Annotated in this window: 24 protein-coding genes; 18 read left to right on the top strand and 6 right to left on the bottom strand. The window is 56.5% G+C overall.

Going from position 1 to position 23,799, the window contains the following annotated elements:
* The first annotated feature begins 1 nt into the window (after position 1).
* From HMPREF1144_RS29080 to trpS, 12 genes are all read left to right on the top strand, one after another.
* Positions 2 to 793 carry a hypothetical protein gene (locus HMPREF1144_RS29080; RefSeq protein WP_004854939.1) on the top strand — a complete coding sequence of 264 codons (792 nt, stop codon included), beginning with the start codon at positions 2 to 4 and terminating at the stop codon, positions 791 to 793.
* On the top strand, positions 790 to 1,329 hold the full coding sequence (locus HMPREF1144_RS29075; protein ID WP_004854936.1) for a hypothetical protein: 540 nt from the start codon (positions 790 to 792) through the stop codon (positions 1,327 to 1,329). The genes HMPREF1144_RS29080 and HMPREF1144_RS29075 overlap by 4 nt, the downstream gene beginning before the upstream one ends.
* Positions 1,313 to 1,753 carry a hypothetical protein gene (locus tag HMPREF1144_RS29070; protein ID WP_009654853.1) on the top strand — a complete coding sequence of 147 codons (441 nt, stop codon included), beginning with the start codon at positions 1,313 to 1,315 and terminating at the stop codon, positions 1,751 to 1,753. Before HMPREF1144_RS29075 ends, HMPREF1144_RS29070 begins: the two co-directional genes overlap by 17 nt.
* Positions 1,743 to 2,150, top strand: a complete 408-nt coding sequence (locus HMPREF1144_RS32255; RefSeq protein WP_071532328.1) for a HofP DNA utilization family protein — start codon at positions 1,743 to 1,745, stop codon at positions 2,148 to 2,150. The genes HMPREF1144_RS29070 and HMPREF1144_RS32255 overlap by 11 nt, the downstream gene beginning before the upstream one ends.
* Positions 2,059 to 3,300, top strand: a complete 1,242-nt coding sequence (gene hofQ / locus HMPREF1144_RS29065; protein ID WP_032721645.1) for a DNA uptake porin HofQ — start codon at positions 2,059 to 2,061, stop codon at positions 3,298 to 3,300. The genes HMPREF1144_RS32255 and hofQ overlap by 92 nt, the downstream gene beginning before the upstream one ends.
* 270 nt (positions 3,301 to 3,570) lie before the next feature.
* Positions 3,571 to 4,092, top strand: a complete 522-nt coding sequence (aroK, locus tag HMPREF1144_RS29060; RefSeq protein ID WP_004106441.1) for a shikimate kinase AroK — start codon at positions 3,571 to 3,573, stop codon at positions 4,090 to 4,092.
* A gap of 54 nt (positions 4,093 to 4,146) precedes the next feature.
* Positions 4,147 to 5,241, top strand: a complete 1,095-nt coding sequence (gene aroB, locus HMPREF1144_RS29055; RefSeq protein ID WP_004854923.1) for a 3-dehydroquinate synthase — start codon at positions 4,147 to 4,149, stop codon at positions 5,239 to 5,241.
* Between the two features lie 84 nt (positions 5,242 to 5,325).
* On the top strand, positions 5,326 to 6,624 hold the full coding sequence (gene damX, locus HMPREF1144_RS29050; protein ID WP_009654837.1) for a cell division protein DamX: 1,299 nt from the start codon (positions 5,326 to 5,328) through the stop codon (positions 6,622 to 6,624).
* A gap of 78 nt (positions 6,625 to 6,702) precedes the next feature.
* Positions 6,703 to 7,530: an adenine-specific DNA-methyltransferase gene (dam, locus tag HMPREF1144_RS29045; RefSeq protein WP_004854918.1), complete on the top strand. Its 828-nt coding sequence runs from the start codon at positions 6,703 to 6,705 to the stop codon at positions 7,528 to 7,530.
* Between the two features lie 17 nt (positions 7,531 to 7,547).
* The gene (gene rpe / locus HMPREF1144_RS29040) at positions 7,548 to 8,225 is read left to right on the top strand and encodes a ribulose-phosphate 3-epimerase (protein WP_004126039.1); all 678 of its coding nucleotides are present in this window, start codon (positions 7,548 to 7,550) and stop codon (positions 8,223 to 8,225) included.
* Positions 8,218 to 8,967 carry a phosphoglycolate phosphatase gene (gene gph / locus HMPREF1144_RS29035; RefSeq protein WP_004854912.1) on the top strand — a complete coding sequence of 250 codons (750 nt, stop codon included), beginning with the start codon at positions 8,218 to 8,220 and terminating at the stop codon, positions 8,965 to 8,967. The genes rpe and gph overlap by 8 nt, the downstream gene beginning before the upstream one ends.
* 3 nt (positions 8,968 to 8,970) lie before the next feature.
* Positions 8,971 to 9,975, top strand: a complete 1,005-nt coding sequence (trpS, locus tag HMPREF1144_RS29030; RefSeq protein WP_004854910.1) for a tryptophan--tRNA ligase — start codon at positions 8,971 to 8,973, stop codon at positions 9,973 to 9,975.
* A gap of 89 nt (positions 9,976 to 10,064) precedes the next feature.
* Here trpS and cysG read toward each other — a convergent pair whose 3' ends face one another.
* The 4 genes from cysG to nirB form a co-directional block, all read right to left on the bottom strand.
* On the bottom strand, positions 10,065 to 11,438 hold the full coding sequence (cysG, locus tag HMPREF1144_RS29025) for a siroheme synthase CysG (RefSeq protein WP_004854905.1): 1,374 nt from the start codon (positions 11,436 to 11,438) through the stop codon (positions 10,065 to 10,067).
* A gap of 107 nt (positions 11,439 to 11,545) precedes the next feature.
* A complete protein-coding gene (gene nirC, locus HMPREF1144_RS29020; RefSeq protein ID WP_004854901.1) occupies positions 11,546 to 12,352 on the bottom strand; it encodes a nitrite transporter NirC in 807 nt (268 codons plus the stop codon).
* Between the two features lie 136 nt (positions 12,353 to 12,488).
* Positions 12,489 to 12,815 carry a nitrite reductase small subunit NirD gene (gene nirD, locus HMPREF1144_RS29015; protein ID WP_004854898.1) on the bottom strand — a complete coding sequence of 109 codons (327 nt, stop codon included), beginning with the start codon at positions 12,813 to 12,815 and terminating at the stop codon, positions 12,489 to 12,491.
* Entirely contained in the window at positions 12,812 to 15,355 is a 2,544-nt protein-coding gene (nirB, locus tag HMPREF1144_RS29010; RefSeq protein WP_004854896.1) for an NADPH-nitrite reductase large subunit, read from the bottom strand. Before nirB ends, nirD begins: the two co-directional genes overlap by 4 nt.
* Positions 15,356 to 15,595: 240 nt before the next feature.
* Here nirB and HMPREF1144_RS29005 point away from each other — a divergent pair, with 240 nt between their 5' ends.
* The gene (locus HMPREF1144_RS29005) at positions 15,596 to 16,918 is read left to right on the top strand and encodes a cytosine deaminase (protein WP_009654835.1); all 1,323 of its coding nucleotides are present in this window, start codon (positions 15,596 to 15,598) and stop codon (positions 16,916 to 16,918) included.
* On the opposite strand, the gene tsgA is transcribed toward HMPREF1144_RS29005, so the two are convergent.
* The gene (gene tsgA / locus HMPREF1144_RS29000) at positions 16,915 to 18,099 is read right to left on the bottom strand and encodes an MFS transporter TsgA (protein WP_004854892.1); all 1,185 of its coding nucleotides are present in this window, start codon (positions 18,097 to 18,099) and stop codon (positions 16,915 to 16,917) included. The two genes, HMPREF1144_RS29005 and tsgA, sit on opposite strands and share 4 nt — an antisense overlap.
* 277 nt (positions 18,100 to 18,376) lie before the next feature.
* On the opposite strand from tsgA, the gene ppiA reads away from it, so the two are divergent.
* From ppiA to argD, 5 genes are all read left to right on the top strand, one after another.
* Positions 18,377 to 18,946, top strand: coding sequence for a peptidylprolyl isomerase A (gene ppiA, locus HMPREF1144_RS28995; RefSeq protein WP_004854889.1), 570 nt, complete (start codon positions 18,377 to 18,379; stop codon positions 18,944 to 18,946).
* A gap of 108 nt (positions 18,947 to 19,054) precedes the next feature.
* Positions 19,055 to 19,222, top strand: a complete 168-nt coding sequence (locus tag HMPREF1144_RS32245; protein ID WP_004854887.1) for a YhfG family protein — start codon at positions 19,055 to 19,057, stop codon at positions 19,220 to 19,222.
* Positions 19,212 to 19,814, top strand: a complete 603-nt coding sequence (locus tag HMPREF1144_RS28990) for a putative adenosine monophosphate-protein transferase Fic (protein ID WP_009654847.1) — start codon at positions 19,212 to 19,214, stop codon at positions 19,812 to 19,814. The genes HMPREF1144_RS32245 and HMPREF1144_RS28990 overlap by 11 nt, the downstream gene beginning before the upstream one ends.
* Before the next feature lie 31 nt (positions 19,815 to 19,845).
* Positions 19,846 to 20,409 carry an aminodeoxychorismate synthase component 2 gene (gene pabA, locus HMPREF1144_RS28985; protein ID WP_009654843.1) on the top strand — a complete coding sequence of 188 codons (564 nt, stop codon included), beginning with the start codon at positions 19,846 to 19,848 and terminating at the stop codon, positions 20,407 to 20,409.
* Between the two features lie 89 nt (positions 20,410 to 20,498).
* Entirely contained in the window at positions 20,499 to 21,719 is a 1,221-nt protein-coding gene (gene argD / locus HMPREF1144_RS28980) for a bifunctional acetylornithine/succinyldiaminopimelate transaminase (protein ID WP_009654856.1), read from the top strand.
* Here argD and HMPREF1144_RS28975 read toward each other — a convergent pair.
* Positions 21,709 to 23,787, bottom strand: coding sequence for a YccS/YhfK family putative transporter (locus HMPREF1144_RS28975; RefSeq protein WP_004854878.1), 2,079 nt, complete (start codon positions 23,785 to 23,787; stop codon positions 21,709 to 21,711). The genes argD and HMPREF1144_RS28975 overlap by 11 nt on opposite strands.
* Positions 23,788 to 23,799 lie beyond the last annotated feature (12 nt).

The raw sequence follows: 23,799 nt of genomic DNA, 5'->3' as shown, positions 1-23,799 counted from the left end.
CATGGCTTTTAGAAACTGGCGCATAGGAATGCATATTCAGCAGGACCATATTGCTATCGTCGCGTTATTACTCGAGCGTTCACGCTGGGCGCTACGTCGCTGGTGGAGTATCCCGCTTATGCCCGGCACCGTGCGGCAGGGCATCGTGGTGGACGTTGAATCGCTGGCCCGCCAGCTGCAGCCCTGGCGGCGGGAGCTGCCTTTGCAGCATCAGGCGTGTATTGCCTTCCCGGCGGCGCGAACGCTGCAAAAGCAGCTTCCGCGCCCGCAGATTTCATTACGAGAAAGCGAGCAGGCGACCTGGATCGCCAGCGCGATGGCGCAGCAGCTGGAAATGCCCGCGTCATCGCTTTGCGTCGATTATGTGGACGCCAGAGCGGTGGATGGCTGGCGGGTCACCGCCGCGCAGCGCCTGGATATTAACGTCCTCGGCCAGCTGGCAAGCCGCCTTAAGCTCAAGGTGGTCGGAATTGTTCCGGACGCCAGCGCGCTTGGCGCCTTTTTCCCCTGGCAACCTGATGACGTTCAGGGGCTGGCCTGGCGTGACGAAGCGAGCTGGCTTTGGGCCACCGCCGAGAGCTGGGGATGCTGTCCGTGCAGCGACGTTCCCTCTTTTCCCGGCCTGGTTTCCCGGGTGAACGCCGGAGAGTTTCGCCTCTGCGCCTCTGCCTCGCCCGACGGGCAGAATTTTGATGCCTGGAGCGCCATCCATCGCCTGCAGCCCCCGCTCCCGGCCCGTGGCGATAGCTTTACCGTTGCCCTCGGCCTGGCGCTGGGAGCGCGTCAGTCATGAGCCACATCGTTAACTTCCTTCCCTGGCGCGAAACGCGTCGACGGCAACGTCTGCGGATGGCAGGACTGCTGATTGTGGGTTTGCTACTTATTCTGCTTGTGGCGATCCTCGCCTCACGGCTCAACCAACGAGTCAGCCACTCGCTTGAAACCGCGAAGATTAGCGCTGAAGACCAGCTTTATACCGCCTTTCAGCAGCGTGAGCGAGCCATGCGCGCGCGGCTGCAGCAGCAGGAACAACGACGCCTGCGAGCTCTGCGGCGAGAGAAAACCGCCGCCTGGCAGCCAACGTTACAGGCGATAGCGTCGCGTATGCCGGAGCACGCCTGGTTAACGCTGCTGGAATACCGACAGAATACCCTGCTACTGAGCGGACTCACGTTGCATCTAAAGGGGCTGGCTGAGATTGAAAAGGCGCTGGGGAGCGTTGCCGGCTTGCGTCCGCCAAGGGCGGGAGAAACGTACCGCGACAGCGAAGGGCGCTGGTTATTTCACTTTTCCATGGCCGAAGAGGACGACAATGCAGTGGGACATTGAACGTTGGCTGACGGGGCGCAAATATCTGTTCATGATATCCGTGGCTCTGGTCCTCATCGCCGTAATCGGGTTCTGGCTACTGCTGCCTCTCCAGGCAGAAACGTCGGCGGGGCGCTCGCCGCAGGTACAGGCGCAGTGGCGAAAACTGCTGCCGCTGCGTAGCGCTTTACAGACCGCCGGGATGGAGGAAGGTGCGACCCAGGTTTTTACGCCTATTGATCTTCCGATTGCCGGGGCGACACTTATCGCCTGGCGGCCAGGTGGCGCCACTGGCGAGATGCAGCTGGCGGTTGACTGGCAAGCGGTGCCCGCGCTCTTTTCCTGGCTGGCTCGCTGCGGGATGCGCGCTACGGCTTTCTCCTTGCAGCCGGAAAAGCAGGCGTTACGGTTGACCCTGCATCTGGAGGCGGAAGATGCGCCTTAAATGGTGGTGTTGGTTGCTGTTCCCGCTCCCGCTGCTGGCTGAAGAACGCGATCCGTTCCAGCCCCCGGTGGACCGCTGCCGGACGGCGCAGCTTAGCCAGTGGCGCTACGGCGGTGCTATCGGCGATTCGCTGGCGCTTATGGGTATCGTGCAGGATAGCGCCGGGAAATGGCGTCGCGTGAGGACGGAGGCGATTTTGCCCACGGGCTGGCGGGTGACGCGCCTGACGCCAGAGAAAATGACAATATCAACCGGTCCTGGGTGTGAACCCGCACAGTGGGTCTGGCTGCGAAAAGGAATAAAGAATGATGCGATGGACAAGCCTGCTGTTTCTGCTCCTGCCGCTGATGGTCGTCGCGGCCAAAAAGGATCTTCCCGTGTCGCTGGTCGTCGATGATGCGCCTGTGTCCCAGGTACTGCAAACGCTGGCGGAGCTGAAGCAAAAAAATCTCGTGGTGGCTCCTGACGTCAGCGGTACGGTATCTCTTCATCTGAAGGAGGTGCCCTGGTCACAGGCGCTGCGCTCGGTTATCGACAGCGCCGGTCTGGCCCTGACTCAGCAAGGTTCGGTCCTGTACGTGCACACTCAGGCGTGGCAAAAGGCGCAGCAGCTGCAGCTGGAAGCGGAAAAAGCAAAGCGTCTGCAGAATCTTCCTTTGCAGGGGCATAGCGTGACCTTGCATTATGCGGATGCAGAAGATTTGGCGAAGGCGGGTGAAAAACTGCTGAGCGCTCGCGGGCATATGATGGTCGATAAGCGAACCAACCGCCTGTTGATTCGTGATGATGCCCGGCACCTCCCGGCGTTAAAAGCGTGGGCCCGAGAAATGGATGTGCCCGTCGGCCAGGTTGAGCTGGCGGCGCACATCGTCTCAATGAGCGAAACCAGCCTGCGCGAATTGGGCGTTAAGTGGAGCCTGGCCGACGCCAGCAGTCCGCCGGGCCCCGGTAAATTAACCACCTTGAGCAGCAACCTGGCGGTAGGGGATGCCAGCACGAGGGCCGGGTTTAACATCGGCCGCATCAGCGGGCGGCTTCTGGAGCTGGAACTTTCCGCGCTTGAGCAGAAGCAGCAGGTGGACATTATCGCCAGCCCTCGGCTGTTGGCTTCCCATATGCAGCCCGCCAGCATTAAGCAGGGCAGCGAGATACCTTATCAGGTCTCCAGCGGCGAAAGCGGGGCGACCTCCGTTGAGTTTAAAGAGGCGGTGCTGGGGATGGAGGTGACGCCGACGGTACTGCATCACGATCGCGTGCGTTTAAAACTCAGGATTAGCGAAAATACGCCGGGCCAGGTGCTCAAACAGGAAAATGGTGAAGCGCTGGCTATCGATAAACAAGAAATAGAAACGCAGGTTGAAATGAAAAGCGGCGAGACCCTGGCGTTAGGCGGGATCTTTGCGCAGAAAAATAAAACGTCTCGCGATGGTATTCCTCTCCTTAGCGACATCCCCTGGCTTGGTCAGTTATTTCGCCGGGACGGTAAGGATAACGAACGACGTGAACTGGTTGTCTTCATCACTCCGCGTATTCTGGCAGTGCATTAAGCGGGTTTTTCATGCTAAACACGTTTCAGGTGTTTGACGTGAGGACGGATTTAGCATACAAGGGGTACCGATTTGAGAGTCGGGTACGACATCAATCCTCCCTTTCTTGTCCGGTGATTTATTCTGTTGCCAAACCAGCCGGAGTATTGAGATAATTTTTAGTCTGACTCTCGCTCTAATTGCATATGAGGTTTCAGTTCATGTCCTGCTGCGCTGGGTGTCTGCGAAGCGGGTTTACCATTAACGAATAGTCTTAGTAGTACCGAAAAAATGGCAGAGAAACGCAATATCTTTCTGGTTGGGCCTATGGGTGCCGGCAAAAGCACTATTGGGCGCCAGTTAGCCCAACAGCTCAACATGGAATTTTACGATTCCGATCAAGAAATTGAGAAACGCACTGGCGCAGATGTGGGTTGGGTCTTTGATGTAGAAGGCGAAGACGGCTTCCGCGACCGTGAAGAAAAAATCATCAATGAGTTGACGGAAAAACAGGGAATCGTGCTGGCAACCGGCGGTGGCTCTGTAAAATCCCGTGAAACGCGTAACCGTCTCTCCGCCCGCGGCGTGGTGGTCTACCTGGAAACAACTATCGAAAAGCAGCTTGCCCGTACGCAGCGCGATAAAAAGCGTCCTTTACTGCAGGTTGATGCTCCGCCTCGCGAAGTACTGGAAGCGCTGGCGGATGAACGCAATCCGCTGTACGAAGAGATTGCAGATGTCACTATCCGCACTGACGATCAAAGCGCGAAAGTGGTAGCAAACCAGATTATTCATATGCTGGAAAGCAACTGATTCTGGCTTAATAAAGTGCGTCAGAGTAAAAGCAACTGAGGTGGACGTCGCGTTATGGAGAGGCTTACTGTAACCCTCGGGGAACGTAGTTACCCGATTACCATCGCGGCTGGTTTGTTTAACGATCCAGCTTCCTTCCTGCCACTGAAATCAGGCGACCAGGTCATGCTGGTCACCAATGAAACGCTGGCGCCGCTTTATCTGGATACCGTACGCTCCGTACTCGAGCAAGCGGGCGTAAAAGTCGATAGCGTGATTCTTCCCGACGGCGAGCAGTTTAAAAGCCTGGCGGTGATGGATACCGTTTTTACCGCGCTATTGCAAAAACCACACGGCCGCGACACGACGTTAGTGGCGCTCGGCGGTGGGGTGATTGGTGATTTAACGGGATTTGCAGCGGCCAGCTACCAGCGTGGCGTGCGCTTTATTCAGGTTCCTACCACTCTGCTGTCGCAGGTGGATTCTTCGGTCGGCGGCAAAACGGCCGTCAATCATCCTCTCGGCAAAAACATGATTGGCGCCTTCTGGCAGCCGGTTTCTGTTGTTGTCGATCTTAACTGTCTCAAAACGCTGCCGAAGCGTGAGCTCTCTTCCGGCCTGGCTGAAGTGATCAAGTACGGCGTTATTCTTGACGGCGAATTCTTCGACTGGCTGGAAAATAATATTGATGCATTGCTGGCGCTGGATGAAAAAGCAATGGCGTACTGTATCCGTCGCTGCTGTGAGCTGAAAGCTGAAGTTGTCGCCGCCGACGAGCGCGAAACCGGGTTACGTGCTTTACTCAATCTTGGCCATACTTTTGGTCATGCTATCGAAGCTGAGATGGGCTACGGTAACTGGTTACATGGTGAAGCGGTCGCTGCCGGTATGGTGATGGCGGCGCGTGCATCCGAACGTCTGGGGCGGTTTAATCCGCAGGATACGCAGCGCATTATTCATCTGCTGCAGCGTGCTGGCTTGCCGGTAAGTGGCCCGCAGGAGATGGCAGCAGAGGCGTATTTGCCCCATATGATGCGTGATAAAAAGGTGCTGGCGGGCGAGATGCGGCTGGTGCTACCCCTCGCGATAGGGAAGAGCGAGATACGCGGCGGAGTCCCGCATGATGTTGTTCTTGGCGCGATTGCTGATACTCAGCAGGCGCAACAATAAGAAGGTCTGGCCGCGTTCGCGCGGCGTTATCATTTCGGGTGACGTGCAATAGTCGTGAGCATAAGCCTTTTAGTGGGGTGTTAAATGGATGAATTAAAACCAGAAGACGATATGAAAGCCGATCGCAGCGATCGTCGTACTGGTCGTTCTCGTCAGTCTTCAGAGCGTGATGCCGATCCGCAAATCAATTTTGATGATGTCGAACTTGATGATGCTGACGATGGTCGCCCGACGCGCGGCAGCAAAGCACGCCGTGAGCGCGATGAAGAACAGTATGAAGAGTACGAAGAAGTAGAGTCTGACGAAGACGATGACGAAGAGCGTCAGGTTGAGCGTCGTCCTCGTAAGCGTAAGAAGGCGCCTGCGAAACCGGCTTCCCGTCAGTACATCATGATGGGCGTGGGGATCCTCGTTCTGCTGCTGCTGATCGTTGGCGTGGGTTCCGCGCTGAAATCACCATCCTCATCCAGCGAGCAAACGGCTTCCGGCGAGAAGAGCATCAACCTGTCCGGCGAGCAGGACAATAATAATACCCAGCCTGCTGCTCAGGATTCATCAGCGGCAAACAACGCGCAGCCGCAGGATGTTTCTCTGCCGCCTATCGCGTCTAACCCGAATCAAGGTCAGGCGACGGCTGAACCCCAAGGCCAGCAGCGCGTTGAGGTTCAGGGCGATCTGAACAATGCGCTGACCCAGCAGCAGGGTCAGATTGATAGCGCGGTCGCGAATTCTACTCTGCCAACTGAACCTGCCACCGTTGCGCCAGTGCGCAATGGCACCGCGTCCCCGCGCCAGGCGACGGCAGAGCGTCAGACGGCGGCGACACCGCGTCCGGCGGAGCGTAAGCATACGGTAATCGAACCGAAACCGCAGGCCACGGCGAAAGCGCCGACCCAGCCGAAGCCGGCAGCGGTCCAGCCTAAGCGTGTCGAAAACGTCGCGACCACGACGCCGGCAGCCGCGCAGCCGTCTAAGCCTGCCGCAACAGCCCAGGCCAAACCAGCCGCGACTACCGCGCCTGCGGCGACCACTGCGCCAGCAGCAACTGCCGCTGCCGCTGCCGCTCCGGCAGCAACGGCTGCTGCGGGTAAAAGCTCTGGTGACGTCAGTTCGATGAAGTCTGCGCCGTCCGGTCACTACACGCTGCAGCTCAGCAGCTCTTCTAACTACAACAACCTCAACAGTTGGGCGAAGAAAGAGAAGCTGGAAAAATATGTTGTCTATGAGACTACGCGTAACGGTCAGCCCTGGTATGTCCTGGTGAGCGGTATTTACGCTTCGAAAGATGAAGCGAAACGTGCTGTTGCTACGCTGCCAGCAGATGTACAGGCAAAAAATCCGTGGGCAAAACCGCTGCATCAGGTTCAGTCTGACCTGAAATAATGCCGCAGTGTAGTCTGAAGCGCAGGATGCTGTCGGAGCTTTCTCCACAGCCGGAGAATGTGTAATTAGTTAGGCAGCATGAAAAAGAATCGCGCTTTTCTGAAATGGGCAGGGGGTAAATACCCCCTGCTTGACGATATTAAGAAGCATTTGCCGCAGGGCGACTGCTTGATTGAGCCTTTTGTGGGCGCCGGGTCGGTATTTCTGAATACCGACTTTTCTCGTTATATCCTCGCTGATATCAATAGTGATTTGATTAGTCTGTATAACATCGTCAAGCTGCGTACCGATGACTATGTTACGGCGGCGCGTGAGATGTTTACCCCAGAGAACAACGTCGCAGAGCAGTATTATCGATTCCGTGATGAGTTCAACCAGAGTCAGGAGCCGCTGCGTCGCGCGGTGCTGTTCCTGTATCTGAATCGTCATGGCTACAATGGCCTGTGTCGCTACAATCTGCGCGGTGAGTTTAACGTGCCGTTTGGTCGCTATAAGAAGCCCTATTTTCCCGAAGCTGAGCTGTATCATTTCGCGGAGAAGGCGCAGCATGCAGAGTTTCATTGTGAATCTTATGAAGAGTGCATGAAGCGGGCAGATAACCGCTCCGTTGTTTACTGCGATCCGCCCTATGCGCCGCTGTCATCAACGGCGAATTTTACGGCTTATCATACGAATAGCTTTAGCCAGGAGCAGCAGGAGCTGCTGGCTAAAAACGCGGAATCGCTGATGAAAAAGCGCATTCCAGTGCTGATTTCAAACCATCGCACGCCGCTCACTGAGGAGTGGTACAAAAACGCCGCTGAGACGCATATTGTGAAGGTTCGACGCAGCATCAGCAGCAACGGTGGTACACGTAAGAAGGTGGACGAGCTTCTGGCTCTGTACCGTCCGCCCAAGACCAAATAAATTTCAAGGAGATGCGGATGAAGCAGTATTTGATTGCCCCTTCGATTCTGTCGGCTGATTTTGCCCGTCTGGGCGAGGATACCGCCAATGCGTTGGCTGCGGGTGCGGATGTTGTGCACTTTGACGTGATGGACAACCATTACGTGCCGAACCTGACCATTGGTCCGATGGTGCTTAAATCACTGCGAAATTACGGTATCACCGCGCCGATTGATGTGCATTTGATGGTCAAGCCCGTTGACCGCATCGTTCCTGATTTTGCCGCCGCGGGCGCCAGCATCATTACTTTTCATCCGGAAGCTTCTGAACACGTTGACCGAACGCTGCAGCTTATCAAAGAGCACGGCTGTAAAGCCGGTCTGGTGTTTAACCCGGCCACTTCCCTGAGCTACCTCGACTACGTGATGGATAAGCTGGATGTCATCCTGCTGATGTCCGTCAACCCAGGCTTTGGTGGTCAGTCTTTTATTCCGCACACCCTGGAAAAACTGCGTGAAGTTCGTCGTCGCATTGATGAATCCGGCTACGACATCCGTCTGGAAGTCGACGGCGGCGTAAAAGTCAGCAATATCGCTGAGATTGCCGCCGCCGGTGCGGATATGTTTGTTGCTGGGTCGGCCATTTTCGATCAGCCTGACTACAAAAAAGTGGTCGATCAAATGCGTAGCGAATTAGCAAAGGTTAGCCATGGATAAGTTACAAAATATTCGCGGCGTGGCGTTCGATCTCGATGGGACGCTGGTCGATAGCGCGCCGGGCTTGACCGCTGCCGTTGATAACGCCCTGTATGCGCTGGAACTGCCGATGGCGGGCGAAGAACGTGTGGTGACCTGGATTGGCAACGGCGCTGACGTTCTGATCCAGCGGGCTCTGACCTGGGCCCGTCAGGAGCGCGCGGCGCTGAGAGCGGCGCAGGGCAAACCTTCCGTCGATCATGACGATATCCCGCAGGCTGAACAGCAGGCCATTTTGCGCAAGCTGTTCGATCGCTACTATGGCGAAGTGGCGGAAGAGGGGAGCTTTTTGTTTCCCGCCGTTGCCGATACGCTGGGCGCGCTGCACGCAAAGGGCCTGCCGCTGGCGCTGGTAACCAATAAACCGACTCCGTTTGTCGCGCCGATTCTGGCGTCGCTGGATATCGCGAAATATTTTACCGTTGTTATCGGCGGCGATGATGTAAAAAACAAAAAACCGCACCCGGAACCGCTGCTTCTGGTCGCGGAGAAACTGGGGCTGGCACCCGCGGAGCTGCTGTTCGTGGGCGACTCGCGCAATGATATTCAGGCCGCGAAGGCCGCGGGCTGCAGCTCGATCGGCCTGACCTACGGCTACAACTACGGCGAGCCGATTTCGCTGAGCGAGCCGGATTATATCTTTGACCAATTTAATGAACTCTTGCCCGCTTTCGGGCTACCGTACAGTGAAACTCAGGAATAAAAAATGACTAAGCCCATCGTTTTTAGTGGCGCACAGCCCTCCGGTGAATTGACCATTGGCAACTACATGGGTGCGCTGCGTCAGTGGGTAAACATGCAGGACGATTACCACTGCATTTACTGCATCGTTGACCAGCACGCGATTACCGTTCGTCAGGACCCGCAGCAGCTGCGTAAGGCCACGCTGGACACGCTGGCGCTGTATCTGGCGTGCGGTATCGACCCGCAAAAAAGCACCATCTTCGTTCAGTCCCACGTGCCGGAGCATGCGCAGCTCGGCTGGGCGCTGAACTGCTACACCTATTTCGGCGAACTAAGCCGGATGACCCAGTTTAAAGACAAGTCATCGCGCTATGCGGAAAATATTAACGCCGGTCTGTTTGACTATCCGGTACTGATGGCTGCCGACATTCTGCTGTATCAGACTAACCAGGTCCCGGTTGGCGAAGACCAGAAGCAGCACCTGGAGCTGAGCCGCGATGTCGCCCAGCGTTTCAACGCTATCTACGGCGACGTGTTTAAAGTGCCGGAACCGTTTATTCCGAAATCCGGCGCGCGCGTGATGTCGCTGCTGGAGCCGACCAAAAAGATGTCCAAGTCAGATGATAACCGCAACAACGTTATCGGCCTGCTGGAAGACCCGAAATCGGTGGTGAAGAAGATCAAACGCGCGGTCACCGACTCCGACGAGCCGCCGGTTGTTCGCTACGACATCCAGAACAAAGCGGGCGTCTCCAACCTGCTGGATATCCTCTCTGCCGTTACCGGTCAGAGCATTCCAGAGCTGGAGCAGCATTTTGAAGGCAAAATGTACGGTCACCTGAAGGGCGAAGTGGCTGAAGCCGTTTCCGGCATGCTGACCGAACTGCAGGAGCGCTATCACCGATTCCGCGGTGATGAAGCATTCCTCAATCAGGTCATGAAAGAGGGTGCGGAGAAAGCCAGCGCTCGCGCTTCCGTTACCCTGAAAGCGGTTTACGAAGCGATTGGTTTCGTCGCTAAGCCCTGAGCAATTTGCTGGTCTCAGCGCAATAAAAAGCCGGGTGCAATGCATCCGGCTTTTTAATTTGTGAGCGGTTTTGAGCTACATCAGCGTCATTAATGGTTGGAGAACCAGTTCAGCTTATCGCGCAGGCCGACCACGCGGCCGACAATAATCAGCGCCGGGCTGGCCATTTGCTGGGCCAGAATATCCAATTGTTCTAACGTGCCGGTGACAACCTTCTGCGTTATCGCCGTTCCGTTTTCAACGATGGCTGCGGGCATATCCGCCGCCATGCCGTGGGCAATCAGTTTTTCCCGGATCGCCGGGGCCTGGTTCAGGCCCATATAAAACACCAGGGTTTGCTTTTCAACCGCCAGGTTTTCCCAGTCCAGCTCGCCGCCGGTCTTAAGGTGGCCGGTGACCAGGCGCACGCCCTGGGCAAAATCACGGTGGGTCAGGGGAATGCCCGAGTAGGCGGAACAGCCTGAGGCCGCGGTAATTCCCGGTACAACGGAGAACGGAATACCGGCATGGCACAAGGTTTCCAGCTCTTCGCCGCCGCGGCCAAAGATAAACGGATCGCCGCCTTTCAGTCGTACAACGCGTTTCCCCCCCTGGGCTTCGCGCAGCAGAATCTGGTTAATCTCTTCCTGCGGTACGCAGTGGTAGCCCGAGCGTTTACCCACGAAGACCCGGTCGGCATCGCGGCGCACCAGATTCATGATATCGTCGGAGACCAGGCGGTCATAAACCACGACATCGGCCTGCTGTATTTGCTGCAGGCCTTTGAGGGTCAGCAGTCCGGCGTCGCCGGGGCCTGCGCCCACCAGTACCACTTCACCGCGATGATCCAGCGGCTCGGTCAGCAGCTGCTCCGTGGCGTCAGCGACGGCCTGGCGGTCCTCGTTGGCCAGCGACTGCGCCAGCCTGTCGTTAACAAACAGTTTCTCCCAAAAGCGTCGGCGCTCGCCGACGGTGGCAAACTGTTTCTTTACTCTTGAGCGAAGCTGACCAGCGTAGTGGGCCAGCTGGCCTAAATGCAGCGGTAAAACTGATTCCAGCTTTTCGCGCAGCAGGCGCGCCAGAACCGGCGAGGTGCCGCCGGATGAGACGGCCACCATCAGCGGCGAGCGGTCGATAATCGACGGCATAATAAAGCTGGCCTGCTGAGGGGCGTCGACCACGTTACAAAATATTCGCCTTTCTTCCGCTGACGCGCTGACCCGCTGATTAACCGCTTCGTTGTCGGTTGCGGCAATGGCCAGCCAGCAGTTATCCAGCAGAGCAGGATTAAACTCGCCCTGAACCAGGGTCAGCATGTTTGCATCGGCCCATACCTGGAATTGCGGCACAAAATCCAGGGCATTGACCGTTAATCTGGCGCCGGCGTCCAGTAACAGGCGAGCTTTACGTTCAGCCACATCGCCGCCGCCGACTAACAGGCAGTCGCGATCGCGTAATTGGCAAAATATAGGCAAATGGTCCACGACATTCCCTCTTAATTATTGGCAGCAGCCTTAGTATCTGGCTATCAGGCTATCTTATTTATCAGGTTGAACCTGGGCAGTGTTCAACCTGCCTGCACCGATTAGGTCTACTGAGCCAGACTCTTAGTCTCGTTAGTTTTTTCCGGGGCGGGGCGCTCCGATTGCGGCGTAGCATACCAATAACCCAATCCCATAAATACGACACCGGACAAAGTATTGCCGAGTGTTACCCATAACAGATTGTGACCGATTCCCGCAAGCGTGTAGGCATCGCTATGATGGCCAAACCAGGAGAGGGCAAACAGCGTCATGTTGGCGACGGAGTGCTCATAGCCGGACGCGATAAACGCCAGCAGACACCACCAGATAGCAATAAATTTTGCCGCGCCTTCGGTACGGATCGCCATCCAGATCGCCAGACACACCAGCCAGTTACACAGTACGCCTTTGAAAAAGAGCGCCATCGCGGATTGGCTGGTTTTTGCCAGCGCGACGGTGTGGACGAGGCTGGTATCGACCGGCAGCAGGCTACCGCCGCCCCAGCTATACAGCAGCGCCACGAAAACGGAACCCACAAGGTTACCCATCCAGGTTTGCGGCAGAATCGCCCACATCTGCCCCTGGCTGATGGTCCCCGCCTTTACCCCCAGGGTCAGGAACATGGTGTGGCCGGTGAACAATTCAGAGCCGGCGATAATCACCAGCGTTAACGCAATGCCAAAGGTGGCGCCCATCACCAGCGGCCGAACGGCAGGGTCGAGCAGGTTGCCGAGGGTGAATATAAGGATGATGCCGAGGCCGACGTAGGCGCCCGCCATCATGGCGCTGACCCAGAAGCTGAGTGGATTATTGGCCGAGAGGCGCGCAATGCGCCCGGCGTTGGCCGCGCACTTGTTGATTGTGTCCGTAAACATAGGAGCTCCTTTAGCACCTCATCCCTTGCGCTGGCTCTTGGTTAGCTGCCTTCGCGATGCAGTACAAATGACGTTGTGCCATCAATTGAAGAAAAAAATGCAAAAAAAGGGAGGCGTTGCGCCTCCCGTAAAGTGATTAACCGCGTAGCTGCACGACGCCGTCTTTCACTCGGGCTTCATAGTGCGCCACTGAATGGCTTTCATCTTCCATACACAGGCCGTCGCGCAGGCGGAAACGCTGTTTTTTCAGCGGACTGGCAACCCACAGCTCGCCCTGATGCTCGGCGATCAGGCCGCGAGACAGGACGCTGGACTCGAAGAACGGGTCGATATTGCTAATCGCAAACACCTGGTCTCCGTGATAGGGGCGGAAAATCGCCACCTGTTTGTCGCCTAACAGCGCGCAGACGCCGGTTTCCGGCAGGATGTCATCGAGTTTGCAGATGTTTTTCCACTGGCTCATGCGTTTTCCTCCACCAGAGTTACCGGGATACGTTCGTACGGCGTGGCCGGGCGATGCTGTTCACGCTCAGGCACTACCTGGACGTTAGGATCGCGCTTGTCGCTGTTGATAAAGTGTTTGAAGCGCACCTGGGCCGCTGGCGAGTTAACGGTTTCCGTCCACTCGCAGACTACCGCTGCACGCAGGCGGGCCATCTCTTCTTCCAGATGCTCGTTCAGGCCCAGTTTGTCATCAATGATGACCGTCTTCAGATAATCGATGCCGCCTTCCAGGTTATCCAGCCACGGTGCGGTACGGGTCAGTTTGTCGGCGGTACGGATATAGAACATCATGAAGCGGTCGAGGTATTTCATTAGCGTTTCGCGGTCAAGATCCGCCGCCAGCAGATCCGCGTGGCGCGGCTTCATGCCGCCGTTGCCGCAGACGTAAAGGTTCCAGCCTTTCTCCGTGGCGATGATGCCGACGTCTTTACCCTGGGCTTCCGCGCACTCGCGGGTACAGCCGGAGACGCCAAACTTCATTTTATGCGGCGTACGAATGCCTTTGTAGCGGTTTTCCAGCTCGACGCCGAAGCCGACGCTGTCGCCTACGCCGTAGCGGCACCAGGTGCTGCCGACGCAAGTTTTCGCCATCCGCAGCGCCTTGGCATACGCGTGACCGGTTTCGAAGCCCGCGTCGATCAGCTGACGCCAGATTTCCGGCAGATCGTCTTTTTGCGCGCCGAACAGGCCGATACGCTGAGAGCCGGTGATCTTGGTGTACAGATTAAATTCGCGGGCGATACGGCCGACGGCCACCAGGCCTTCCGGCGTGATTTCGCCGCCCGCAGAGCGCGGGATAACGGAGTAGGTGCCGTCTTTCTGGATGTTGGCCAGGAAGTTGTCGTTGGTATCCTGCAGCGGGGTATGCTGCGGCTTCAGAATATATTCGTTCCAGCAGGAAGCCAGCAGCGAGCCCACGGTCGGTTTACACACTTCGCAGCCGTAGCCTTTACCGTGTTTCGCCAGCAGCTCTTCAAAGGTTTTGATGCCTTCCACCCGGATGAGGTGGAACAGTTCCTGACGGGAGTAAGCAAAGTGCTCGCACAGGTTATTGTTGACTTCAATGCCCTGTTTCGCCAGTTCGGCGTTGAGAACCTGAGTCACCAGCGGGATACAGCCGCCGCAGCCGGTACCGGCTTTGGTTTCCGCCTTCAGCGCCGCCACCGTGTGGCAGCCTTTATTAATAGCGGCAATCAATGCGCCCTTGGTGACGTCAAAGCAGGAGCAAATTTGTGCGCTGTCCGGCAGTTTATCCACGCCGATGGACGGCTTACCGCTGCCCGCGTGCGCCGGGAGGATCAGCGAGTCCGGGTTGTCCGGCAGTTCGATGGCGTTCAGCACCAGCTGCAGCAGATTGCCGTAATCGCTGGTATCGCCCACCAGCACCGCGCCGAGCAGGGTCTTGTTGTCAGGGCTGACGATAAGGCGTTTGTAGACCTCTTTGCTTTCATCGAGATAAACATAGCTGCGCGCGCCCGGCGTACGGCCGTGAGCGTCACCGATGCCGCCGACGTCAACGCCCAGCAGCTTCAGCTTGGCGCTAAGATCCGCGCCTTCAAAGGCGTTTTCGGTCTGGAGGATATGGTCAACGGTAACCTGAGCCATTTTGTAGCCCGGGGCGACCAGGCCGTAAACGCGGTTGTTCCAGCTGGCGCATTCACCAATGGCGTAGATATCCGGGTCAGAGGTCTGGCAGGCGTCGTTAATCACGATGCCGCCGCGCGGAGCGACTTCCAGGCCGCACTGGGTGGCCAGCTTATCGCGCGGGCGGATACCGGTAGAGAAGACGATAAAGTCGACTTCCAGCTCGCTGCCGTCGGCAAAACGCATGGTTTTACGCGCTTCGGTACCTTCCTGAACGATCTCTTTGGTGTTTTTACTGGTGTGCACGCGCACGCCCATGCTTTCAATCTTGCGACGTAGCTGTTCGCCACCCATCTGATCCAGCTGTTCCGCCATCAGCATGGGCGCGAATTCAATCACGTGGGTCTCAACGCCGAGATTTTTCAGCGCGCCCGCGGCTTCGAGGCCTAACAAACCGCCGCCGACGACCGCGCCGCGTTTGCTGCGGCGGGCGCAGGCTTCAATCGCGTTAAGGTCTTCAATGGTACGATAAACAAAGCAGTCCTGGGTTTCAGAACCTTTAATCGGCGGGATCCACGGATAGGAACCGGTCGCCATAATCAGCTTGTCATAGAAAACGGTACGGCCCGCGCTGGAGTGGATAACCTTCTCCTGGCGGTTGATGGTGATGGCGCGTTCGCCGACCAGCACCTTAACGCCGTGCTTCTCGTAGAAACCTTCCCGTACCAAAGAGAGTTCTTCGGCGGTATGGTGAGAGAAGTAGGAGGAGAGGTGTACGCGGTCGTAGGCGATACGGGGTTCTTCACAGAAGACGGTAATATCGAACAGGCTGGCGTCGGATTTATCAAGAAGGTCCTCAATAAAGCGGTGGCCGACCATACCATTACCAATGATAGCGAGTCTGACTTTGCTCATTTTTGCCTCGATTTCTTTTATATTACCGCCTACCTTAACGATTCAGCCGCGACACTTATTGATGCAAATCAATTACACCTTTACCTACTACTTAAGTGGTATGTTTATGATTTGTCAGTATTTTTATAAGTAACGGAAAACGCTGGCTTTTCCTTTTTGCTTTTTTTATGTACAAAATTAGCAACGGATACCCACGGCGGGTTGAGTAAAACTTCAGCAACAATTACGGGAGTCATCGATATGACAGCAGCGCCGCTTTGGTTAATTGAGAACGTTCGTCTGCCCGATCGCGAAGGGTTATGGCAGATAGCGATAGACAAGGGGCGCTTCGGGGATATCACCCCTATGGGGGAGGCGCGCAAAGAGAATTTTGAAGTGCTGAACGCCCGCGGCGGACTGGCCATCCCCCCTTTTATTGAGCCGCATATACACCTTGATACGACCCAAACCGCCGGAGAGCCGAACTGGAACCAGTCCGGGACGCTGTTTGAAGGGATTGAGCGTTGGGCGGAGCGTAAGGCTTTATTGAGCCATGAGGACGTTAAAGCCCGCGCGTGGAAGACGCTGAAGTGGCAGATCGCCAACGGCATCCAGTTTGTTCGTACTCACGTTGATGTTTCCGATCCGACGCTGACCGCACTCAAAGCCATGCTGGAGGTAAAGCAGGAGGTCGCGCCGTGGGTAGAGCTGCAGATTGTCGCCTTCCCCCAGGAGGGCATTTTATCCTACCCCAATGGTGAGGCCCTGCTGGAAGAGGCGCTGCGTCTGGGGGCCGACGTGGTGGGCGCGATTCCGCATTTTGAATTTACGCGCGAATATGGCGTGGAATCCCTGCACATTGCTTTCCGTCTGGCGAAAAAGTATCAGCGGCCTCTGGATATCCACTGCGATGAAATTGATGATGAACAGTCGCGGTTCGTTGAAACCGTGGCGGCCCTGGCGTTAAAAGAGGGGATAGGGCCACAAGTGACCGCCAGCCATACCACCGCGATGCACTCCTACAATGGTGCCTATACGTCACGTCTTTTTCGTTTGCTGAAGCTCTCCGGCATTAACTTCGTCGCTAACCCACTGGTCAATATTCACCTCCAGGGACGCTTTGACGACTATCCGAAGCGTCGCGGTATCACGCGCGTGAAGGAGCTGATGGCGGCGGGCATTAACGTCTGCTTTGGCCATGACGATGTATTTGACCCCTGGTATCCACTGGGGACCGGCAATATGCTGCAGGTGCTGCACATGGGTCTGCACGTTTGCCAGATGATGGGCTATCAGCAGATTAACGAGGGACTGAAGCTGGTCACGGAAAATAGCGCGCGAACGTTTGGCCTGAGCGATTACGGTATTGCGACGGGGAACACGGCGAATCTGGTGATTCTGCCCGCGGAAAACGGGTTTGAGGCCGTGCGTTGTCAGGTTCCGGTGCGTTGGTCAATCCGCCAGGGGAGAGTCATCGCCACCACGCAGTTGGCGCAAACCTGGGTACAGATGGATCGGGGCGGGGAAGAGCTGTTCTTTACCCGAAATAGCCCCTTTGCCGGAACAAAGGGGCCTGAAGCTTAGTGCGATTCCGCTGCCGCGTTGTTCTGACGGTGGCGGGAGACGAAGCCGAGGATAAGGCACATCACAAACACCACGGCATAGAGGCCGTTAGCGGTATGCAGCGCTGCCAGCGGACCGCTGGCGGCAACGATAGGGCCGGTCACGACGAAAGTCAGCATGGTACCCACGGTGCCGCAGGTCAGAATGAAGTTCACCAGCTTCGGCGACGACACTCGGGTTTGCTGTGAACCCAGGGTGATGATCGACGTATAAATGGCGCTGGAGAAGAAGCCGAGGGTCAGAATAAACCACGGCATATGCTCCGGCGAACCGTTGATAAACAGATACATCAGTACCGTCGCTACGCCCGCCAGCACGGTCAGAATACGCTGCAGGTCGAAGAAGCGCAGGATGAAGCTGAAAGACCACATGCCGATCATGTACGACATCCAGAAATCGCTCACCAGTTTACCCGCATCGCCAAGACTCATGCCCAGGCCTTTGGCGTATTCCGGCACCCAGGAGATGAAGCCCAGCTGACCGAGGATGTAGCATAGCGCAGCGATGGAGAGGAACAGCACGCCGATACCCCATTTCTCTTTCACTACCGGCTGGCTATCCTGCAGGGCTTTTTTGCCCAATACCGGGAATTCGCAGCCGAAGGTCAGAATGAAAATAGCGACGTAGACCAGGCCGATGCAGGCATAAACCCAGTACCATTCGATGCTGCGCGCCAGCAGATAAGCGGCCAGCATCGGGAAGATCATCCCCGCCATGCTGAAGAAGGAGTCGGTGAACAGCAGACGCGCCCCGCGCTGACGGCCTTCATACATATGGGTGATCAGGAAGGTACCAATCGACATGGTAATCCCGCTGACCAGACCAAGCACGAACATCGAAGCGGAAAACAGCGCCAGGCTGTGGCTGAACATTAAACCCGCGACGGCCAGAACCATCAGGATAAAGCCAAAACGCAGCTGGGTTTTCAGCGGAACAATTTCCATCAGCCAGGCGTTCAGGAAGATAGAGATCAGGATACCGGCATTAAGGAAAGTAAAGGTGTTGCTCATACTGGAAACGGGCAGATGAAAATAATCTGCGATATTTCCCATCACCATCCCGGTGACAATCACCAACGCGCCGGTCAGGGCGTAGGAGAAGAAGCTGATCCATGTGAGCTTGATACGATTGCTGTTAGTCATGACTGGCCTGTGAATAGAAATGTAAAGCGCGTTGACTCTGCGCCGGGCGGACAGATTTTATGCGTTAGCGTGATTCAAGCAAACGTTTATTCTGAAATTTATATCTTTTTGCAATTCTGAGTGTGACTCATATCACATTTATCTATTTAGCCGATCGCCTGGCCCACCGTTACAACTGTTTCAGCTAAGTAAAATTAGGTAAAAGGCTGGCCCAGGATGCAAAGGCTCTTTAGAATCAAAGCACTCGGTTTTTATTCTGCTCCGTTAAGGAATTTCCATGCTCAAATCAACTCTCGCGGCGGTGGCTGCCGTTTTCGCCATTTCAGCATTCTCCCCGGCCATGGCGGCAAAAGGGGATCCCCATGTGTTGCTGACCACGTCTGCGGGCAATATTGAGCTTGAGCTGAATAGCCAGAAAGCACCGATCTCGGTGGATAACTTCCTCAAGTACGTGAACAGCGGCTTTTATAACAACACCACTTTTCACCGCGTGATCCCGGGCTTTATGGTGCAGGGCGGCGGCTTTAACGAGCAGATGCAGCAGAAACAGCCTAATCCACCGATTAAAAACGAAGCCGACAACGGCCTGCGCAATACGCGTGGCACCATCGCCATGGCGCGTACCGCCGATCAGGACAGCGCCACCAGCCAGTTCTTTATCAATATTGCGGATAACGCCTTCCTCGATCATGGCCAGCGTGATTTTGGCTATGCGGTGTTTGGTAAAGTCGTTAAAGGTATGGACGTGGCGGATAAGATTTCTCAGGTGCCGACCCATAACGTTGGTCCGTATCAGAATGTACCGTCCAAACCTATCGTGATCCTTTCCGCAAAAGTTCTGCCGTAATCTTATTTTGCGCGGGTAACCCGTACCCGCGCAGCCCCCGCTTCCCTGCGAAATCGTTTTTTGCCGCTTATACTTGTGGCAACTGCGGACGCGTCAGGGAGGTGTTAAATGAAAAAGCTCACCGAAAAACAGAAATCCCGTCTCTGGGAGGATCGACGTAACGTGAATTTTCAGGCCAGCCGACGGCTGGAGGGCGTCGATGTTCCGCTAATAACCCTTACCCCCGAAGAAGCCCTGGCGCGCATTGCGGCCTTAAGGAGTCACTATGAGCGATAAATTCGGCGAGGGGCGGGACCCCTATCTCTACCCCGGTCTTAAGGTGATGCGCAACCGCCTGGGAATTCGCCAGGCTCAGCGACTTGAGCAGGCGGCGTGGGAGCTGACCGCATTACGCGCGGCAACCATTGAACTCGGGCCGTTGGTGCGGGGATTGCCTCATCTCTGCGCTATTCATCGCCAGCTCTATCAGGATGTCTTCGACTGGGCGGGGCAGCTGCGTGAAGTGGATATCTATCAGGGCGACACCCGTTTCTGCCATTTTGCCTATATCGAAAAAGAGGGAAACGCGCTGCTTCAGGATCTTGAAGAGGAAGGTTATCTGGTGGGTCTCGCGCAGGATAAATTCATTGAACGTCTTGCTCATTACTACTGCGAAATTAACGTCCTGCATCCTTTCCGTCTCGGTAACGGCATGGCGCAACGCATTTTCTTTGAGCAGCTGGCTATCCATGCGGGCTATACGCTGGATTGGCGCGATATTGCTGTCGATGCGTGGAACCAGGCCAACCAGAGCGGAGCGATGGGCGACCTTTCTCCACTGCGGACGATATTTCGCAAAGTGGTAAGCGAAGCGACGGAAACTGAGTAGAATAGCGCGGTTCTTTGTTCCCGGAGCCGCTATGATCCTGCTTATCGATAACTACGATTCTTTCACCTGGAATTTGTATCAGTATTTCTGCGAGCTTGGCGCGGAAGTTCTGGTCAGGCGTAATGACGAGCTGACGTTAGCGGATATCATTGCCCTGGCGCCAGCGAAAATCGTTATCTCGCCGGGCCCCTGTACGCCGGATGAGTCGGGGATTTCGCTGGCGGCGATCCGCCATTTTTCCGGCCAAACGCCGATCTTAGGCGTTTGCCTCGGCCATCAGGCCATCGCCCAGGTTTTCGGCGCCGCTATCGTACGAGCCGCCAAAGTCATGCACGGGAAAACGTCCCCCGTCAGCCATACCGGTCAAGGGGTGTTCCTTGGACTGAATAACCCGCTTACGGTGACCCGCTACCACTCCCTGCTCATTGATCCGCTAACGCTGCCTGAATGCTTTGAGGTGACCGCCCGCAGCGAAGAGGGGGAGATCATGGGCATTCGCCACCGCGTGTTCGATCTCGAGGGCGTGCAGTTTCATCCGGAGAGTATTCTCAGCGAGCAGGGCCACCACCTGCTGGCAAACTTCCTCAATCGGTGATTTGTAGTTGCCACGGGTTGATTTTTTATGCATATTTTGTGATTAGATTATCATAATCATTGCTGCATAACGTAAAGGATGGGCACCACATGGCAACTGAACAACCGGCAATCACCCGGGCTACATTCGATGAGGTCATTTTGCCGATTTATGCACCGGCAGAATTTATTCCGGTGAAGGGTAAGGGAAGCCGGGTATGGGATCAGCAAGGTAAAGAGTACGTTGATTTCGCCGGTGGGATTGCCGTGACCGCGCTCGGCCATTGCCATCCGGCGCTGGTGGCGGCACTGCATGAGCAGGGTGAAAAGCTGTGGCATACCAGCAACGTTTTTACCAACGAACCGGCCCTGCGACTCGGGCGGAAGCTGGTGGATGCGACTTTTGCCGATCGCGTCGTGTTTATGAACTCCGGAACGGAAGCTAACGAAACGGCTTTCAAGCTGGCGCGCCATTACACCGTGACCCGCCATAGCCCGTACAAAACCAAAATCATCGCTTTCCATAATGCGTTTCACGGTCGCTCGCTTTTCACCGTCTCCGTCGGCGGTCAGCCGAAATATTCCGACGGGTTTGGGCCGAAACCGGCCGATATCGTTCACGTGCCGTTTAACGATTTACACGCGGTGAAAGCCGTGATGGATGATCATACCTGCGCGGTGGTGGTCGAGCCGATTCAGGGTGAAGGCGGAGTGACGGCAGCGACGCCGGAATTCCTGCAAGGATTGCGCGATCTCTGCGACCAGCACCAGGCACTGCTGGTGTTTGATGAAGTACAGTGCGGTATGGGGCGCACAGGCTCGCTGTTTGCCTATATGCATTACGGCGTGACGCCGGATATTCTGACCAGCGCCAAGGCGCTTGGCGGCGGCTTCCCTATCAGCGCGATGCTGACCACCCATGATATCGCCAGCGCTTTCCACGCGGGTTCTCACGGCTCAACCTACGGTGGTAACCCCCTGGCCTGCGCGGTCGGCGGAGCGGCCTTCGATCTGATTAATACGCCGGAAGTGCTGGACGGCGTCACCGCGAAGCGCGAGCTGTTTGTTGAGCACCTTCAGCGCATTGACGCGCGGTTCGATCTGTTCAGCGATATTCGCGGCATGGGTCTGCTTATCGGCGCCGAGCTGAAGCCGCAGTATCACGGGAAGGCGCGCGATTTCCTCTACGCCGCCGCAGAGGCGGGCGTCATGGTGCTCAATGCCGGACCGGACGTGATGCGCTTCGTACCGTCGCTGGTGATTGATGATAGCGATATTGCTGAAGGCATGGCGCGCTTTGCCCAGGCGGTTGAGCGGGTGCTTAGCGCTTAGTGGCGCGCAGCCAGATGCCATGATGCGGACGCTGACGCCATGCCACCGATGAAATGGTGTGCATGGTGTTCAGATGCCCGAGGATGCGCTGCAAATGCTGCTCCATCGTACTGAGCGGGCCGCGAGGAACCTCCGCATCCTGCGCCTCCATAATGTTCACATCCCCCGCGCTGCCCGGCCCGTCGGAATCCAGCCGCTGTTGGCAGCGCTGGAGCGCAATCTCGCAGGATTCCAGATAACGCTGCGCCAGATCCGGCGTCAGCATATTGTGCTCGCGCGCCAGAGTGGTCATCGCGTTAATATGCTCGACAATAAACTGGCTGTGGGTCACCCACAGCTTCATGTCTTCCAGATAGTGCGAGTTAAAGCCGGGTTCCTGCATCGCCTGATTCAGCGAGTTAAACAGCGCGTTATGCGCCTGATTAACGCGCATGCGCTGGTAGGCCAGCGCCGGGGCCTGATGATCGTCGCTGAGGATCAGCCTGATCGCTTCCTGATCGGCTTCCAGCGCATCGTGGGCATTTTTGCGCAGCAACCCGCTTTGCCACTGCGGCCATAGCCAGACCATTCCGCCGAAGGCGATCAGACAGCCAATCAGCGTATCAATCAGTCTGGCGATGATAAACTGCTCGCCGTTCAGGGTGAGCAGCTGCAGAGTGTACACCGCCGTCACCGTAAACCCGACCATCGCCCAGCCGTAGTGCTTGCGGATAATCAGATAGCTTAACAGCGTGATGAACAGCATCGCGGTCAGCGTATAGCCTTCAGGAACGTGAAAGTGCAGCGTGAGCCCGGCAATGACCAGTCCCGCAATGGTTCCGGCAGCCCGATGGACGATACGTACCCGGGTTGCGCCGTAGCCGTTTTGCGTCACGAACAGCACGGTCATCAGGATCCAGTAGGGCTTAGGCAGATGCAGCGCGCTGCCCATCAGGCTGGCGACGCTCAGCATCACGCTGATACGCGCCGCGTTTCGTAACGCCGGCGACTTAAGCGACAGATAGTTTTTCAACGCGGGCAGCAGCGGCAGGCGGCGGGTTTTATCCGCCATCAGGTTACGCGCGTATAGCGGGCGCTGGGTGCGCAGAACCCTGGCAATGCGGCTGAAGTGCCAGGCGCAGAACTGGCCAACCGGATTATCCGGATGCTGCCAGGCGATTTTTTCCAGCGCGCCGATCTGTTTATCCATCTGAAAGCGCTGAGGATAACGGTGGTAGAGGAGATCGTCTGCCAGCTCCCGCAGGCGGGCGGCAACGGTTTGCGCGTTCCAGCGAATCACCGCTTCCGCGTGGCTGCGCTCCACCAGTTTCTGTACCTCTTCCGGCTGATGAAGACTGACGGAAATATGTTCCTGAAGGTCCAGTCCAACCTGGAAAGCGCGCAGCAGGCGTTTGTGATCGCTGCGCTGGTTAGCCGCCAGCATATGCATCTGCTGATAGCACTGGGTAATCAGATCCACCACCTTCTGCTGGCGGTTGAGCAGCGGCGGCAGCGATGTGGCGGGGTCCGTATGCTGGGTAAGCAGACTGTATTTGGCCTCGCAGTAGTTGGCCAGCTCCCGGTAGAGCAGGCTTAATGATTCACGCAGCGGCTGTTCGCGCCACAGCCAAAACCAGAACCAGTTAAACACGCCATACCATAAGGTGCCCATGGCGTAGATTAACAGCGGCTCCCAGATAGGCATATTGCCAGCGAGACTGAGGGTAAAAATAGCCGCGATAAGCGAGGCGGGCAGCAGCCGAGCGTGCAGGGAGCTGATTTCGGCGGTGACGCCGAGGATGAGCGCCAGACCCGTGAGGATCAGCGGCAAAGGGATGTCTCGCTGCAGAAGGAGCTGAACGATCAGGCTACAGCCGGCAAACAGGCAGCCGCCGATAATCAGGCGTTTAAAGAAGCGTTTATGCGGCGTATCCAGCCCGGCAACGTTGCAGCAGGCGGGAACAAGAGAAAACAGCAGCCCCTGCTGGAGATGACCGAGCAGAAGCCCAATCGCAACCGGCAGACACAACACCAGCGTTTGCCGCAGTGCATAGTTGACTTCCGGGTGGTAAATCAGCCTGCGCCACATGAGGGGAAAACA

It is taken from the genome of Klebsiella sp. OBRC7, assembly GCF_000293135.1.
Classification (GTDB): Bacteria; Pseudomonadota; Gammaproteobacteria; order Enterobacterales; family Enterobacteriaceae; genus Klebsiella; species Klebsiella michiganensis.
Note: the sequence above shows the minus strand (reverse complement) of the source record. Positions and strands in the feature narration are given on the sequence as shown.

Coding starts and splice junctions, on each gene's coding strand:
- HMPREF1144_RS29080 (WP_004854939.1), top strand. CDS start 2: ATGGCTTTTAGAAACTGGCGCATAGGAATGCATATTCAGCAGGACCAT.
- HMPREF1144_RS29075 (WP_004854936.1), top strand. CDS start 790: ATGAGCCACATCGTTAACTTCCTTCCCTGGCGCGAAACGCGTCGACGG.
- HMPREF1144_RS29070 (WP_009654853.1), top strand. CDS start 1,313: ATGCAGTGGGACATTGAACGTTGGCTGACGGGGCGCAAATATCTGTTC.
- HMPREF1144_RS32255 (WP_071532328.1), top strand. CDS start 1,743: ATGCGCCTTAAATGGTGGTGTTGGTTGCTGTTCCCGCTCCCGCTGCTG.
- hofQ (WP_032721645.1), top strand. CDS start 2,059: ATGATGCGATGGACAAGCCTGCTGTTTCTGCTCCTGCCGCTGATGGTC.
- aroK (WP_004106441.1), top strand. CDS start 3,571: ATGGCAGAGAAACGCAATATCTTTCTGGTTGGGCCTATGGGTGCCGGC.
- aroB (WP_004854923.1), top strand. CDS start 4,147: ATGGAGAGGCTTACTGTAACCCTCGGGGAACGTAGTTACCCGATTACC.
- damX (WP_009654837.1), top strand. CDS start 5,326: ATGGATGAATTAAAACCAGAAGACGATATGAAAGCCGATCGCAGCGAT.
- dam (WP_004854918.1), top strand. CDS start 6,703: ATGAAAAAGAATCGCGCTTTTCTGAAATGGGCAGGGGGTAAATACCCC.
- rpe (WP_004126039.1), top strand. CDS start 7,548: ATGAAGCAGTATTTGATTGCCCCTTCGATTCTGTCGGCTGATTTTGCC.
- gph (WP_004854912.1), top strand. CDS start 8,218: ATGGATAAGTTACAAAATATTCGCGGCGTGGCGTTCGATCTCGATGGG.
- trpS (WP_004854910.1), top strand. CDS start 8,971: ATGACTAAGCCCATCGTTTTTAGTGGCGCACAGCCCTCCGGTGAATTG.
- nirC (WP_004854901.1), bottom strand. CDS start 12,352: ATGTTTACGGACACAATCAACAAGTGCGCGGCCAACGCCGGGCGCATT.
- nirD (WP_004854898.1), bottom strand. CDS start 12,815: ATGAGCCAGTGGAAAAACATCTGCAAACTCGATGACATCCTGCCGGAA.
- nirB (WP_004854896.1), bottom strand. CDS start 15,355: ATGAGCAAAGTCAGACTCGCTATCATTGGTAATGGTATGGTCGGCCAC.
- HMPREF1144_RS29005 (WP_009654835.1), top strand. CDS start 15,596: ATGACAGCAGCGCCGCTTTGGTTAATTGAGAACGTTCGTCTGCCCGAT.
- tsgA (WP_004854892.1), bottom strand. CDS start 18,099: ATGACTAACAGCAATCGTATCAAGCTCACATGGATCAGCTTCTTCTCC.
- ppiA (WP_004854889.1), top strand. CDS start 18,377: ATGCTCAAATCAACTCTCGCGGCGGTGGCTGCCGTTTTCGCCATTTCA.
- HMPREF1144_RS32245 (WP_004854887.1), top strand. CDS start 19,055: ATGAAAAAGCTCACCGAAAAACAGAAATCCCGTCTCTGGGAGGATCGA.
- HMPREF1144_RS28990 (WP_009654847.1), top strand. CDS start 19,212: ATGAGCGATAAATTCGGCGAGGGGCGGGACCCCTATCTCTACCCCGGT.
- pabA (WP_009654843.1), top strand. CDS start 19,846: ATGATCCTGCTTATCGATAACTACGATTCTTTCACCTGGAATTTGTAT.
- argD (WP_009654856.1), top strand. CDS start 20,499: ATGGCAACTGAACAACCGGCAATCACCCGGGCTACATTCGATGAGGTC.
- HMPREF1144_RS28975 (WP_004854878.1), bottom strand. CDS start 23,787: ATGTGGCGCAGGCTGATTTACCACCCGGAAGTCAACTATGCACTGCGG.